At 40.4% G+C, this 13201-nt stretch carries 9 protein-coding genes, 1 tRNA gene and 1 pseudogene; 4 read left to right on the top strand and 7 right to left on the bottom strand.

Going from position 1 to position 13201, the window contains the following annotated elements:
• Window positions 1–76: 76 nt before the first annotated feature.
• Both VB714_RS16500 and VB714_RS16495 read right to left on the bottom strand, forming a co-directional pair.
• A complete protein-coding gene (locus tag VB714_RS16500; protein WP_323225735.1) occupies window positions 77–1081 on the bottom strand; it encodes an ATP-grasp domain-containing protein in 1005 nt (334 codons plus the stop codon).
• Window positions 1082–1118: 37 nt separating this feature from the next.
• Window positions 1119–2105 carry a DMT family transporter gene (locus VB714_RS16495; protein ID WP_323225734.1) on the bottom strand — a complete coding sequence of 329 codons (987 nt, stop codon included), beginning with the start codon at window positions 2103–2105 and terminating at the stop codon, window positions 1119–1121.
• A 239-nt stretch (window positions 2106–2344) separates the two neighbouring features.
• Here VB714_RS16495 and VB714_RS16490 point away from each other — a divergent pair.
• Window positions 2345–2542 (top strand): annotated as a pseudogene (locus VB714_RS16490) (hypothetical protein); the annotation flags it as partial.
• Window positions 2543–2548: 6 nt separating this feature from the next.
• On the top strand, window positions 2549–3307 hold the full coding sequence (locus VB714_RS16485) for an ATP-binding cassette domain-containing protein (RefSeq protein WP_323225732.1): 759 nt from the start codon (window positions 2549–2551) through the stop codon (window positions 3305–3307).
• A 36-nt stretch (window positions 3308–3343) separates the two neighbouring features.
• Here VB714_RS16485 and VB714_RS16480 read toward each other — a convergent pair whose 3' ends face one another.
• From VB714_RS16480 to VB714_RS16460, 5 genes are all read right to left on the bottom strand, one after another.
• On the bottom strand, window positions 3344–4498 hold the full coding sequence (locus tag VB714_RS16480; RefSeq protein ID WP_323225731.1) for an iron-containing alcohol dehydrogenase family protein: 1155 nt from the start codon (window positions 4496–4498) through the stop codon (window positions 3344–3346).
• Between the two features lie 9 nt (window positions 4499–4507).
• A complete protein-coding gene (locus VB714_RS16475; protein ID WP_323225730.1) occupies window positions 4508–5038 on the bottom strand; it encodes a Ycf51 family protein in 531 nt (176 codons plus the stop codon).
• Window positions 5039–5164: 126 nt separating this feature from the next.
• Window positions 5165–10504, bottom strand: a complete 5340-nt coding sequence (locus tag VB714_RS16470) for an AAA family ATPase (RefSeq protein WP_323225729.1) — start codon at window positions 10502–10504, stop codon at window positions 5165–5167.
• Window positions 10505–10540: 36 nt separating this feature from the next.
• Window positions 10541–10762 (bottom strand): hypothetical protein, encoded by a 222-nt coding sequence (locus VB714_RS16465; RefSeq protein ID WP_323225728.1) that lies wholly within the window; start codon window positions 10760–10762, stop codon window positions 10541–10543.
• Window positions 10737–11990: a transposase gene (locus VB714_RS16460; protein ID WP_323225727.1), complete on the bottom strand. Its 1254-nt coding sequence runs from the start codon at window positions 11988–11990 to the stop codon at window positions 10737–10739. Before VB714_RS16460 ends, VB714_RS16465 begins: the two co-directional genes overlap by 26 nt.
• Window positions 11991–12148: 158 nt before the next feature.
• On the opposite strand from VB714_RS16460, the gene VB714_RS16455 reads away from it, so the two are divergent.
• Both VB714_RS16455 and VB714_RS16450 read left to right on the top strand, forming a co-directional pair.
• Window positions 12149–12529 (top strand): DUF1818 family protein, encoded by a 381-nt coding sequence (locus tag VB714_RS16455; protein WP_323225726.1) that lies wholly within the window; start codon window positions 12149–12151, stop codon window positions 12527–12529.
• Between the two features lie 56 nt (window positions 12530–12585).
• Window positions 12586–12659: transfer RNA gene (locus VB714_RS16450), tRNA-Pro, on the top strand.
• Window positions 12660–13201 lie beyond the last annotated feature (542 nt).

Raw genomic sequence — 13201 nt, 5'->3', positions numbered from 1 at the left:
AAAAAAAGGGGTAAAGATTCCGAGGAAAAAATACAGGTTATTTTCAGCGTACTCTCAGGGTAATATTAAGGTCTTATTAAGGACGTTGGGCAAACTCAACTAACCATGTTAATAATCGAGCCATGATCGGTTGACTCGTTAACAATTCTAAACGAGCAAAACCACCAATATTACCCGCATTAATTTCACTAATGCGCCATTTTCCTGCTTCATCCATGAGAAAATCATAACCGAGAGTATGCAGTCCTCGATCGCGATAAGCATCTACTGTTTCTGCGATCGCTTCTTTTTCCTCCGAGGTAATTTCTGCCAAAAAACATTCTCCATCTTTACTAACATTATTAATCCAATGTCCGCTTGCAGAGCGACGAATATAGGCACCATAAATTTCTCCATCCACAACAACAATGCGCTTATCTCCTGCATCGACGCGGGTTAAATAGCGCATGAAAATTAACGGATCATTTTGGGATTGTTGCAGATAATTCATAACCTCAGAAAATAGGGTAAATTCCCGCACTCCTGTTAAAAAGTTATCAACCTGAAACTTTCCCTCAAGATACTCAATTTTAAAAATACCTCGCCCCCCACAACTATTAACTTGTTTAGCCACAATAATATTGTATTTCGTGAAAAACTCGACGGCTTCTTGCCAATCTGCGGTAACAATAGTATCGGGAATAAATGCTTCAGCAACTTTCAGTAAAAAATCAGCTTGAATTTGCTCTTGTTTTCCGGTTGGACTATTGACAAACTTAACAAATTTTTCCCAGTTTTGTAGTTGACGCAAATAACCCAAAGGAAAAGGTTTTAATGTTCGACAAAAAATCAGGTCAATCTCTTGCAAAGAGATGGGGAAATCAGCAAAATTGCCTAACTCTAAAAATCTTTCGTAGGATAGCATTCCGGTAACGGGAGCCACTTGAATTAAAGGGGACTCAGGAGGATTGGCAAAAACGCGATCGCTGGGAATATGAAAAAAGTCGATCTCTGTTTTTTGGGCAAGATACTGATAAAAAGTAGGGACATCTAGAGGAGGGCGATCGTATCTTGTTGGATCGCAAATTGCCAGAATTTTCATAATTTTTTGAGGGGTTAAAAAAGAATAGAAAATAGCCTTAGCTTGCCATACTGCTGCTTTCTCCTGCAACCGCCATTTCTGCTGTCGGCATGGATTTAATTTGCTTACTTAAATTGGTAATCAAAACGCCAGACATAATGATAGTAAAAGCAATAACTTGTACCCAGGATGGTCGCTCTCCATTGAGTATAAATGCAAAAGTAACTCCAAAGATAGGGGATAACACCGTCCATTTTCCGATAGTTTTAGAGTCTAGTTTTTCAAGGGCAAAATACCACATAAATTGAGCAAGTACGATGATAATTACTGCATAGATTGACATAGCAATCCAAAGCTGTCCTGAGAATGCTTCCGAGAAATGGCTAGGGCCAAATAAAATACTAACGACAATCAAAAAAACCGTAGAAGAGATAAAATTACGGCTGAAAACAATAACTCTTAAATTATGGCTTTTTGAGAGCATTAATTTGCCGATAAGCGATGTTGCTGCATAACATAATGTCGAACCCAGAATCAGCAAATCCCCTTGATTAATCTGAAAATTGTTGCTAATTAAAACAATTGCTAAAATGCCGATAATAATAAATGAAAAACCAACCCATTCCCATTTAAGTATTTTCTTTTTCAACACGATCGCCCCGATCAAAGCATAAATAACAGGCCCAAAACGTCCTAGTAAAACGGCATTGGTAACGGTGGTATCTCTCAGACCTAAAAATATGAGTGTTGAGAGTAAGGCAGCCAAACAACCATTGATCGAGAGTCCGATCCAAGTCTTGGTATCTAGCGATCGCAAGTCCTCTATAATAGGTTTAAAGCCAAACCACATTACTACTGCTAAAGCCGCGCAAAGGTTGCCCACAAATAAAACATTACAGAAGGAAATCGGTGTTTCCATCCCACCGCTTAAGAGAGTCGCATTGGCAATCAAAAAAGCAATTAAAGAAGGACGCAATGCTGCCAAGGCACGAGAAGTAACCAGCAGTAATTTTGGATTAGCGTGACTGAGTGCAGATTGAAGCATAAAGAAAATAGAAAAAGAATAAAAAGAGAATGAGAAAAGCAGAGATATTGTATTATTGCCTTTTCCTGAGTATTTTTAATATTGTTACATAGCAAATCTTAGGAAAACCTTAAAATTTATGATTAATACTCTCAAGAACGCTCTCAGTATTGGTCATTTGCATGGTAGCATCTAATAAACCTAATTATTTATCCCGAAAATCAATATATTTGTATTAAGTGAAAGTAATTCTGGATCGCGATCGCGCTTATTTATTACCCATGCGTGTCGTCGGATTTTCCCGTTTAACAAAATTAGTAACTGAGAAAACAGGAATCGATACTAATGATGTTCGCCCTCTTTCTCAACCTTGGATGTATTTTATTTTATTAGGTGTAACTCTGCTATTGTTACTGATGGATATTTGGACAATTTGGATGGCAACCCATTGGGGATAATTTATCATGCACGATCGCGCAACTCCTATCTTACAACTACAACAAGTCAGTTTTGCTGCTTCTTTGGGTTCGGGATATTTATTACAAGATATTAGTTTTGAGATCGATAAAAGCGATCGCGTTGCCCTCATTGGCGCTTCTGGGTCGGGAAAAACAACACTTTTAAGATTGCTTAATCGCCTCAACGATCCGGCATTGGGTAAAATTTTCTTTAATACTTCTTTATTTTCTACGCTACCTATTTTACAATTACGGCGAGAAATTGTTTTAGTTTTACAAGAACCCAAGCTATTAGGAATGCAAGTCGAAGCCGCATTAGCTTATCCTCTCATTTTACAAAAAATTCCCAAGCGAGAAATCAAAGAAAGAATTGAAAAATGGTGCAGACGAATGCGAATTCCGGAAGAATGGCGCGATCGCAATGAACTCCAACTTTCTTTAGGACAGCGCCAATTAGTCGCCATCACTCGCGCTTTAATTTTAGAACCAAAAATCCTCTTACTCGACGAACCGACTTCCGCTTTAGATGTAGGCAAAGCAACCCATCTTTTAACAGTTTTAAGGGAACTCAGCGAAGATGAAAAAATGACTATTATTATGGCCAATCATCAATTAGAATTGGCACAAGAATTTTGCGATCGCATTCTTTACCTCCAACACGGGCAATTAATTCAGGATACCCCCACAGATCGCCTTGACTGGAGTAAATTAGGGGAAGAATTACGCGATCGCGAAAAACAAATTGTTGAAGAATGGGAAAGTTAAGGGCAAAAAGGAAAAAGCGATTTTCTGGCCAATAAACTATTCTAAAATAGCTGGCAAAGTTTTAGAAGCACTCACTTTCCGGCTATTTTCTGTAATAACCGTAGTGGAAACCATTGCTGCCATCAGTTGTTCTGGAGTCACAGCAAATGGTAATCTGTGAATGTCAGATTGAGGCTGGCAGGCAATTTCCGCACTATGACGCAAAGCAGCTAAAGAGATACCGTCTAATCCCAAATCTTCTAAAGTTTTGGGTAAACCAATATCGTGATAAAATTTTAATAATTGTTGTCGTGCTGTAATTGCGAGTTGATTGCCTTGTACCATCTCTTCTAAACGTAATTGAACAAGTATTCCATAAGCAACTTTTTCACCGTGTAAAATCCCGTGGGCTTCGGGAATATGGGTTAAACCATTATGCACGGCATGGGCGGCAACAGTGCGACAATTCGCCCCACCTAAACCCCCTATAACCCCTGCTAATAAAACACTCGCATCGACGACTTCTCGCCAGTCTTCTCCCCCTGGATTTTGCAATGCTTGGGCAGACTTTTGCAAGAGAATATCCCGCAAAACTCGTGCTTGTTGGACTGCGGCGATCGTTAATGTAGCAGGAGAATTTCCACTACTCACCGAGGCTTCATACCACTTGGCGATCGCATCTCCAATACCCGCAATTAAAGTCCTTTGAGGGGCAGTTTGAATCAGATCGTAATCCAAAATGAGGAGATCGGGACAGCGATCGAGGGGAACATCATATTGAAATGCTCCTTCATTCGAGTAAACATTAGATAAGGCACTCCAAGCGGCACAAGTTGCCCCAGAAGTGGGAATAGTAACGATGGGAAGCTGACTGCGATGGGCTAAAAGTTTGGCAGTGTCGAGGGCTTTTCCTCCCCCCACTCCAATGATAAAATCCGCATTATGTGCCGCGATCGCCCCTTGTAAAATTGCCAGAGAACTTTCCGAACAATCAGGGGTATAACTAACAGATTCTGCCGCCAGTTTATAGCGTTGAAAAACAGACTGAAGTTGAGGAAAAACGACCGGAAGAACGCGATCGCCACCTACAACTAAAGGACGTTTGCCTAAATGCGCGATGTCCTGCCCGCATTGACTGATAATGCTATTTCCCCGCAGAATTTTAGCAGGAGAAATGAGAAGTGGGGTTATTGAAGAGGTTAGTTTTTCCATCGGTTACTGTTAACTATCAACGGCGGAAAGTTTGTCCCAATTATCGGGAAATAGTTCAACGGTGATATTTTCAGGATCGCGAGAATTGGATGGTTTTTTCGCTTCTCCTAAGTATAAAGGCAGTGAGAGTCCTGGTTCGGGATGAATAACAGTTCTCGCGCGAATTGTCACCATATTATCCTGCATTGCTAAACGTCCGAAGGGAGAAATATCAATAGCAGCTTGACGCAGGGTAGCTTCAACCTGCGATCGCGTCGTTTCCGGGGGAATGGCTAATACCACATTGTCGGCTGCATTGTCAAAAACTAAAGTATAGCGGACGGCTCCTGGAATGGCGATATGCTTGAATAGTCCTAAGTTGAGTCCAAAAAAGCCAACGGTGAGGACTACAGCAAAAGCGGTTGCCCCAAAAAGACGGAAACGCAACCCCCATTTGAGTAAGAAGGCAAGAATGGTAATAACTAAGAGGACGAGGGTTAAAATGCCGCACCACTGGGTATAAACGGCGAGATCTGTGGGAATGGGAAGATTTTCAAGCATTATGAAGGCTGATTGTTAAAATTGCGATCGCGTTAATATTATCCCTTAATCTTCCCGTTTTGGGCTGGATCTGGTAAAAATATTCGCTAAACTTAAGAAGTTGCGATCGCCATTTGTGCGGGTTTGCTACTGTCTTTTAATGATTAAAAGTGTGAGATCGTCGAACATTTTCTCTTGGCCAATATGGTGTTTCACGTCTTCAATAATAGCGTGTTGAATCTCAGCAACCGATCGCGACCAATATTGAGAGGTGCGATCGCAAAGTCTTTCGATCCCATAAAATTCTTGGTTCTTGTTTTGAGCCTCAATAATACCATCGGTGTAGAGAACGAGGCCGTCACCAATTTCTAACTCTAGGTCGCTACTTTGCACAAACTCGCTAATTTCTACTTCTAAACCAATCGGAAAACCTAAATCAATTGTATCGATGCGATGTATTTCTCCATCTTTTCTGACTGCTAAAATTTCCTCATGCTGTCCGCTTATACTAACCCGACCTTCTTGATAATTAAGCAAGACTAAAGTTAGATTTTTATCAACATTCATTCGTTGCACGTTGTTATAAATTGTGCGATTTAAGGTATTGAGAAAGCGTTTGGGATCTCGTTCCTGCAATTCATGCAGAGTTCGCACGGCAGTTTGAACCATAACCATTAAAATCCCGCTTTCTAAACCGTGGCCGGTGACATCTCCAATTGCAATTGTAACAATATCATCTTGTTGGAGAACATCATAATAATCTCCCCCAACTTCATCGGCAGGTTCCATAAATCCGGCGATCGCCAAACCTTTAATCCGATCGAGTTCTTCTGCTTTGGGGAGAATCATCTGTTGCATTTGCTTGGCCACATCCAATTCAGCCCCCAAGCGCAGATTCTCGGTGGTTAGTTTTTGGTTGAGGGTGCGGATCTCTGCATTGGCCTCGGCCAGTTGGGCGGTGCGCTGTTTGACTTTTTCTTCTAGGGTGTGATAAAGACGCGAATTAACAATGGAAATGGCAGCTTGTCCGGAAAGAAGTTGCAATAGTTGCAAGCGATCGGGAGAAAATGCCCCCGATGTGAGATTATTTTCCAGAAAAATAATACTAACGAGAGAACCGCGTTCGATCAGAGGAAAACAGAGCAGCGATCGCGATCGCTGTTTTTGGATGTAGGCATCTTCACTAAAATTGCCTTCTAGGGCTGCATTGTGGAGAACAACCGTTTCTCCCGTGCGGGCGACGTAATGAATGAGGGATACAGGCAGGCGATCGTCAAGGGGTAAAGACTGCAAAACCTTAATTTCTGGGGATTCTACCCTGCCTTCTGCTTCAATGCTCAATTGTCCCTGTTGTTCCAAAAGCAAGACTCCCCGCGTGGCACCTGCATTCGCTAAAATAAGGGTCATCAAGGTTTGCAGGAGTTTATCGAGGACAATTTCACTGCCGATCGCTTGGGAGGCTTCGATCGCTGCGGCTAAATCCAAAATCTCTCCGGTGCTGGTGCTGGTGTTAGTAACGTTTAGGCTGCGAGTCTGAGTAATAGTTGTAGATATTGTTTTTGTGAGATTTTGAATGAAGTCGGGATGTTGGCGCGCGAGGCTTTCTACTTTAGCGATCGCCCCCCAGCGCGTATAACCATAATAGGCATCTCGTAAATAGGCACAGGATACTTTTTCTATGCCGCGATCGCGGTAGAATTGGGCTGCAAGTTCGTTGGCAAGGGCTTCTTCTTGATAGTAGCCATTCTCCCTTGCACCGCGAATAGCGCGATCGTACACTTCTGCTGCTTGCCAATCTCGGCTTAAAACCCGCACTTTTTCTGCTACAACTAGATCGTATTTATGCTGAAAATTCATCGGGGCATGAGTTGCCCAGATTTGCAGTTTAGCTTGATTTTCCTCTACTTTTTGCACAAAAATATCGCGTTCTCGGGCTTCAATGCGATCGAATAGTGCCAAACGAGTTAAGGAATCATAAAACACTAACACGGCACTCACAAAAATCCCTGGTACCGCAGCAATATTCGTTGCTGCGTGGAGGGCAAATTTGAGGGCATTTTCATACTCGCCAAATAAATAACCGAGAACCAGTTTATTAACATATAAGAAACTCAGTCCAGTGCGATCGCCATTGGCTTGATAAAAAGCCAACATTTCCTGTTCTTGATAATATTTTCCGGCTAACAAATCCGGCTGTTCGACGGAACTTGATAAATTTTCGATAGTTTGTTGATAAATCTCTAAATAACTCAGTGCGGCTTGTTGTTTAATTTTACGAATAGCATGATTATAGTTTACCATTTCTCGTGCCACTGCTGTTAATTCTTTTCCGCTCCAAAATAAATGATTGCAATAATCGTAAGCTGCCCAACCTGCATGAGCAATATCTCCCGTTTCAATTCCTTGAATATAAGTTGTTTTTAAGGGCTTTAAACTTTTATTCAGGCTATCTCGCCAGTGAGCAATGAAGAAATAAACAACAATATTAACTTTCGCGGTTAATTCTGGGACGTTTAACTGATTTAATAAATTTAATGCCAGTTGTCCGAATTGGTATCCCGCTTCAATTTCTCCGGTAATACTGGTTAAAATTAAACCGTACCAAGCATAACCATAGGTTGATTCTGGTGCATTTCCCGATCGCATTGAAACAAGCGTCATTTGTAAAACAATAGGAATAAATAAGCTCGGATCGGCGATAATTGTCGGTACAACTAAACTGGATAATATTTCTAAAATAACTATTTTATTCTCTTCTTGTAAGAGAGAATGTTTGAGTAAATCTGAGGCTTGGCGATCGCCTAATATTTCTTTAATTTCTTTGATGTCGCGATTGAAATCGAAAGAATGCAAGCGAAGGAGTAAATTCGGGTCTAATAATTCTACAATTTCTAGTCCTTTTTCAATAGCTTCGCGAAATTTTTGTCTAGCGAGATAGGAATAGAGAAGAAGTTGTTCAACTTTAATGCGATCGAGAAGAGAACGAGCATTTTCTAACACTTCTCGGGCAAAGCGATCCATTGTCACAAAGTCGCCAAAAGAATAAGCAGCAGAAACAGCTTTTGTAGACAGAGAAAGCATGAGATTGTACTGCCTTAGCCAAGGGCGATCGCCGAGTAATTGAATCCCAGCTTGTAGATATTGTAATGCTGGTTCGTAGGCAGCAGAATCTTGAGATTTTTGTGCCGCAATGAGATTTAATTCGGCAATGCGATCGCGTTCAGACTCATCTATGATTAAATCAAGAGCAAGATTAAATTGATCGACAACATTAAATATTTTTGTTCTTATTTTTTCCGATTCTATTTTGTGTAATAAGGCGCGACCTATCTTTAAATGAATCTCTTTTTTTTCTGATTCTTTAATAAGATTATAAGCTGCTTGTTGAATGCGATCGTGACCAAACTTATATTCTCGAATTAAGAGTTCTTCATCTAATTCAGAAAGTGGAAATATTAGTTCCGATCGCAATGCTGCTTGTAAATCGGAGAATATTTCTTTTGCCGATCGATCGCAGATAATTGAGAGAGTATCGAGATGAAATTCTGCTTCTAGACAAGCTGCAATATAAAGGGCTGTTTGGGTGCGATCGGGTAATTTATATAATTTATCAATCATCAATTCTACAACATTATCTGTAATATTAAGTGCCTTTATTGCTTGGATATTCCATTGCCAAGTGCGAGATGTTAAATCAAAATTAAGTTGCTTTTCAGTATATAATGTTTTGATAAATTCGTTCGTAAAAAAAGGATTTCCTTTGGTTTTGCTGAAAATCAATTCAGAAAACGATCTGACCGTTGTTAAATTGGTATTTAAGGTATCGGAGAGAAGATAAGTAATGGTCTCACAGTCTAAAGGTTTGAGTTCAATTTCATTAACGATCGCCTGATCTTTCTCCAATTCATCTAACATCACCATTAAAGGATGAGTCGCACTGACTTCATTATTTCGGTAAGCACCAATGATGAGTAAATTACAAATATCAACATCGTTCATGATAAGATAAATTAATTTGAGCGTTGCTGAATCTGCCCATTGTAAATCATCCAGAAAAATAACTAAAGGATGTTCCCACGAAGCAAAAACTTGCAGAAAATTGGTGAAAACAAGATGGAATCTATTTTGTGTTTCTGTCGGTGCAAGTTCGGCGATAGGAGGCTGTTTACCAATAATATATTCTACTTCTGGGATAACATCAATAATGATTTTTCCATTTGTTCCCAGAGATGTTTGTAACTTTTCTTGCCATTGTTTTAAGCGATCGGGACTTTCAGTTAAAAGTTGTTGAATTAATCCTTGAAAAGCACGAACGAGGGCAGAATAAGGAATATTGCGTTGAAATTGGTCGAATTTTCCTGAAATAAAATAACCGCGCGATCGCGTCACAGACTTATGTAGTTCATGGACTAAAGCAGATTTACCAATTCCTGAATATCCAGCAACTAGCATTAATTCACTCTTAGGGTTTTGAGAAGCAGAAGAATCCTCAATTTTTCCCGTAACTCTTTCAAATGCAGTCAATAGTATTTTAATTTCTCGTTCTCGGCCATACAATTTCTGGGGAATTTGCAACTTCGTAGAAATATCGTGAGTTGCAAGGGGAAAATTAATAATTGTCCCTCGAGTTTGAAACTGTTCCCAACATCGTTCTAAATCTGCTTTTAATCCCCAAGCACTCTGATAGCGTTCCTCCGCAGTTTTTGCCATTAACTTCATCACAATATCACCCAGTACCTGCGGTATTTCTTGCCCGTTTTCTCTTGCCTGTTGCCTCATCCCTATTGCCTCGGGAATTTTAGCAATATGGCAGTGTACCAATTCCAAAGCATCATCGCTAGTAAACGGCAAAGTTCCCGTTAATAATTCATAAAAAGTTACTCCGAGAGAATAAAAATCGCTACGATAATCGAGAAAGCGATTCATGCGTCCCGTTTGTTCAGGAGAAATATAAGCTAATGTTCCTTCTAAAACATCGGGACTTTTTAAGATCGGGTTTTCGCGAGTTAAAACCGAAGCAATACCAAAATCAATAATTTTAACTTGTTGGGTTTCCGGATGTACAACAAGATTAGCGGGATTAATATCTTTATGAATAATATTTTTGACATGAATTTGGCCGAGAGTATCGGCAATTTCGATCGCGATCGGTAAAAATTCCCCAATAGAGAACCCTTGTTGTTGATTGAGAGTGGGATTAAGATAGTTCCTTAAAGAAGTTCCACCAAAATCTTCGAGAACAAGAAACAGGGTATTGCGATAGGGTTTGAGATCGTAAACTTTAATAACACCCGGAATCTTAAGATTTTTGAGAATTTTATATTCTTGTCGATAGCGAGTTAAAGCATAAGATGAAGGATAATCAGACTTGAGCATCTTGAGGATCGCCGGCTGTTGCGTTTGTTCGTCAACCCCTCGATAGACAATGGAGTTAATGCTTTCGTAAATTTGAGCTTGGATTGTATAGCCTTTAAGGTCGATCTTCATTAGCGTTATCAAACTGAAAGTATTAATTCTATCGACTTACGAGAAGCGATCGCTACTATCGAGCCGATATTCTTGTTTCGATCCCCAACATATTCGCAATTGTTCAAGAAAGTTCCGGACGTTTGCAACGATCGCCTTGTTTGAGTAACAAAATGTAATATTTTTAGGTCTGGCAAAGACCATGAAAAAAGATGGACATTGACATACTCTCACCGCTAAACGCTTGAGCGTTCTAGCGGGAGATTCTTGAATTCGCATTCAAGATTTCCTGCTTCACAGATTTTTGACTAGGCAAAGCCCCCGTCAGATCATCTCCACAAGCATTTTCTGATACGCTATGCCCTAGCGCATTTTCAATTCCTCTATCTCTGATAACTTCTGCTGCTGCTATATCTCTATGGGTTTTGTATCCACACTTCGGGCAATGATGTTCTCGTTCGGAAAGTGATTTTTTTCCAGTGTGAAAATCACATTTTGGGCAGATTTGCGAGGTGTAATTCTTGTCAACTTCCGCGACAAAAACATCTCGTTTCCATGCTACCCATTTGAGAATGGTAATAAATTGACCAAAAGCAGCATCTAGGCAATGTTTAGATAACATTCCTTTTGCCCAAGATTTAAAGTTAATATCTTCAAAAAATATTGACTGTGCTTGGTCGCAAAGAGAATGTGCTAGTTTGAATTGCCAATCTTTACGAGTATCAGATATCTTTTGATGTAATCTCGCTATTTTCTGGTTTAATTTGTGTCGATTATTAGACCCTTTCTTTTTATTCCTTAATTTACGTTGCAGCGATTTCAGCTTGCTGTGCAGTTGGTTTAAAAAGCGAGGTCTTTCGACCAGTTGTCCGTCAGAAGTTGCTAGAAATTTGTCCAATCCTAAATCTATCCCAATGGCATGACCGTGAAATGGAACATCCGGAATATTTACATTTAACTGTAAAGACAGTAGAATAAAATATCCTGATGCTTTCTTGATAATTCTCGCTTGTTTAATCGCAAAACCATCAGGAATATCTCTCGATTTCCTAAATTTAATCCATCCCAATTGAGGTAGTTTAATCTGGTTTTCTTGGAGACAATTCTTAAGCATTTGAGGATACACAAAAGAACGCATCCTATACTTGTTCTTAAAACGAGGAAAACCCAGTTTTTTTGATTGCCTATCTGTAAATGCCCGCTCTAATCTTTTTAATACCTGTTGCAAGACTTGAGCATTCACTGATTTTAACCACAGGTTGGTTTTCTTAGCTTCTGTTAATTGTTTGGCTTGGATATTGTAATTTGGGAACGGTTTATCCGCCGGAATGATATATTCTTTTTCTAGAGAACAAGCATTAACAGAACACTTTCGAGCGTTAATCCAGTCTTTTCGCTCTCTTAGGGCGTAATTCCAGACAGCACGACAGACTCTCAAGGTATTTTCAATCACCTCGATTTGCTTTTCGTTTGGGACTAATTTATACTCGTAAGTTAGTGTTAACATTTTGACCTCCTGAACCAGATTCTAGCAATCTTTACGGAGAATGTCAATCTATTTGGACTCCCTTTGGTCGGTTTTGTTTGTTGGCAAAAATTCATCTCACCGCTAACCTTTCAGGTCTAGCGGGAGTCCTCTTTTTGCATTTTGTAGATAGATAAATTATGAAAGAAGAAATTAAGGGACGCATCCTTAAAAGTGGTTTGGGATGGCGTTTGGGGTGGCATCCCGAGGCAGATCCATATCGAGGATTAGTTGGGGGAGAAGATTGGGCATTTGAATTAACAGAGGAGGAATGGCAGGATTTTTGCCGTTTGCTAGGGCAATTAGTGGAAACAATGAGCCAAATGGCAGGAGAATTGATGGAGGAAGAACGAATTACCTGCCAAGTGGAAAGCGATCGCCTCTGGTTGGAAGCTGAGGGTTTTCCTCATGCTTATGAGTTACGCTTAATTCTCCATTCTGGGCGACGATGCGAGGGGAATTGGTCTGCGGATGCGGTGGGAGAATTAGTAGCGGTGGCACCCATGCTCGCTGTTTTTTGACCGAGTTACCCCATTTTCCAAAAACTGTGCTATGATTGGTAACTGCGAAAGCAATTCGGGGCGTAGCGCAGCTTGGTAGCGCACCACTTTGGGGTAGTGGGGGTCGTGGGTTCAAATCCCGCCGCTCCGATTGAATTAAAAAGTCTTCTCTGTTTGAATGACCTCTGAACAAACTGCTCCCTGTAGAGCAGATATCATTATCTGAATTTTTGGGTGATGGTTAGGGGGTGATATTCCGGTGTTATGGGGGCAAGGGTTATTGCTCGGTGTATCCTAAATAGGTCTTGCTTACAATCTGGTCGCCATCGGGGATAAAACAGGGATAAACTTTCCATGGGACATCCTCACCACCCCAGACGAAAGCACAAATTTTATTGATTCATCCCAAAGCAAAACCCTATCTTAAATGTCAAAAGAGGACTCCCGTTAGAGCCGACAGGCTTAACGGCGAGATGAATTTTGGCCAGCAAATAAAACCGACCCAAGGGAGTCAGTTTAATTGAAATTGTGCTAGTCTGAAAAAGCCAATGCACCCAAGTGTGCCGAGATAGGCAGAATTGGTGATTCTCGCCAGATAAAATGTCCGACCAAAAAGAAGTACCTGATAGCAGGGGCGGCATAGTTTATGAAGGAGAAGCCGAAACATAATTAAGTTTTTGGTTGTCTGCTGTC

The sequence above is a fragment of the Spirulina sp. 06S082 genome (assembly GCF_034932145.1).
Taxonomy (GTDB): Bacteria; Cyanobacteriota; Cyanobacteriia; order Cyanobacteriales; family Spirulinaceae; genus CCY15215.
Note: the sequence above shows the minus strand (reverse complement) of the source record. Positions and strands in the feature narration are given on the sequence as shown.

What these genes read in the sequence shown, in the direction of transcription:
- VB714_RS16480 (WP_323225731.1), bottom strand. Translation starts at nt 4,498, where the DNA reads ATGGAAAAACTAACCTCTTCAATAACCCCACTTCTCATTTCTCCTGCT.
- VB714_RS16470 (WP_323225729.1), bottom strand. Translation starts at nt 10,504, where the DNA reads ATGAAGATCGACCTTAAAGGCTATACAATCCAAGCTCAAATTTACGAA.
- VB714_RS16460 (WP_323225727.1), bottom strand. Translation starts at nt 11,990, where the DNA reads ATGTTAACACTAACTTACGAGTATAAATTAGTCCCAAACGAAAAGCAA.
- VB714_RS16485 (WP_323225732.1), top strand. Translation starts at nt 2,549, where the DNA reads ATGCACGATCGCGCAACTCCTATCTTACAACTACAACAAGTCAGTTTT.
- VB714_RS16455 (WP_323225726.1), top strand. Translation starts at nt 12,149, where the DNA reads ATGAAAGAAGAAATTAAGGGACGCATCCTTAAAAGTGGTTTGGGATGG.
- VB714_RS16475 (WP_323225730.1), bottom strand. Translation starts at nt 5,038, where the DNA reads ATGCTTGAAAATCTTCCCATTCCCACAGATCTCGCCGTTTATACCCAG.
- VB714_RS16465 (WP_323225728.1), bottom strand. Translation starts at nt 10,762, where the DNA reads ATGCGAATTCAAGAATCTCCCGCTAGAACGCTCAAGCGTTTAGCGGTG.
- VB714_RS16500 (WP_323225735.1), bottom strand. Translation starts at nt 1,081, where the DNA reads ATGAAAATTCTGGCAATTTGCGATCCAACAAGATACGATCGCCCTCCT.
- VB714_RS16495 (WP_323225734.1), bottom strand. Translation starts at nt 2,105, where the DNA reads ATGCTTCAATCTGCACTCAGTCACGCTAATCCAAAATTACTGCTGGTT.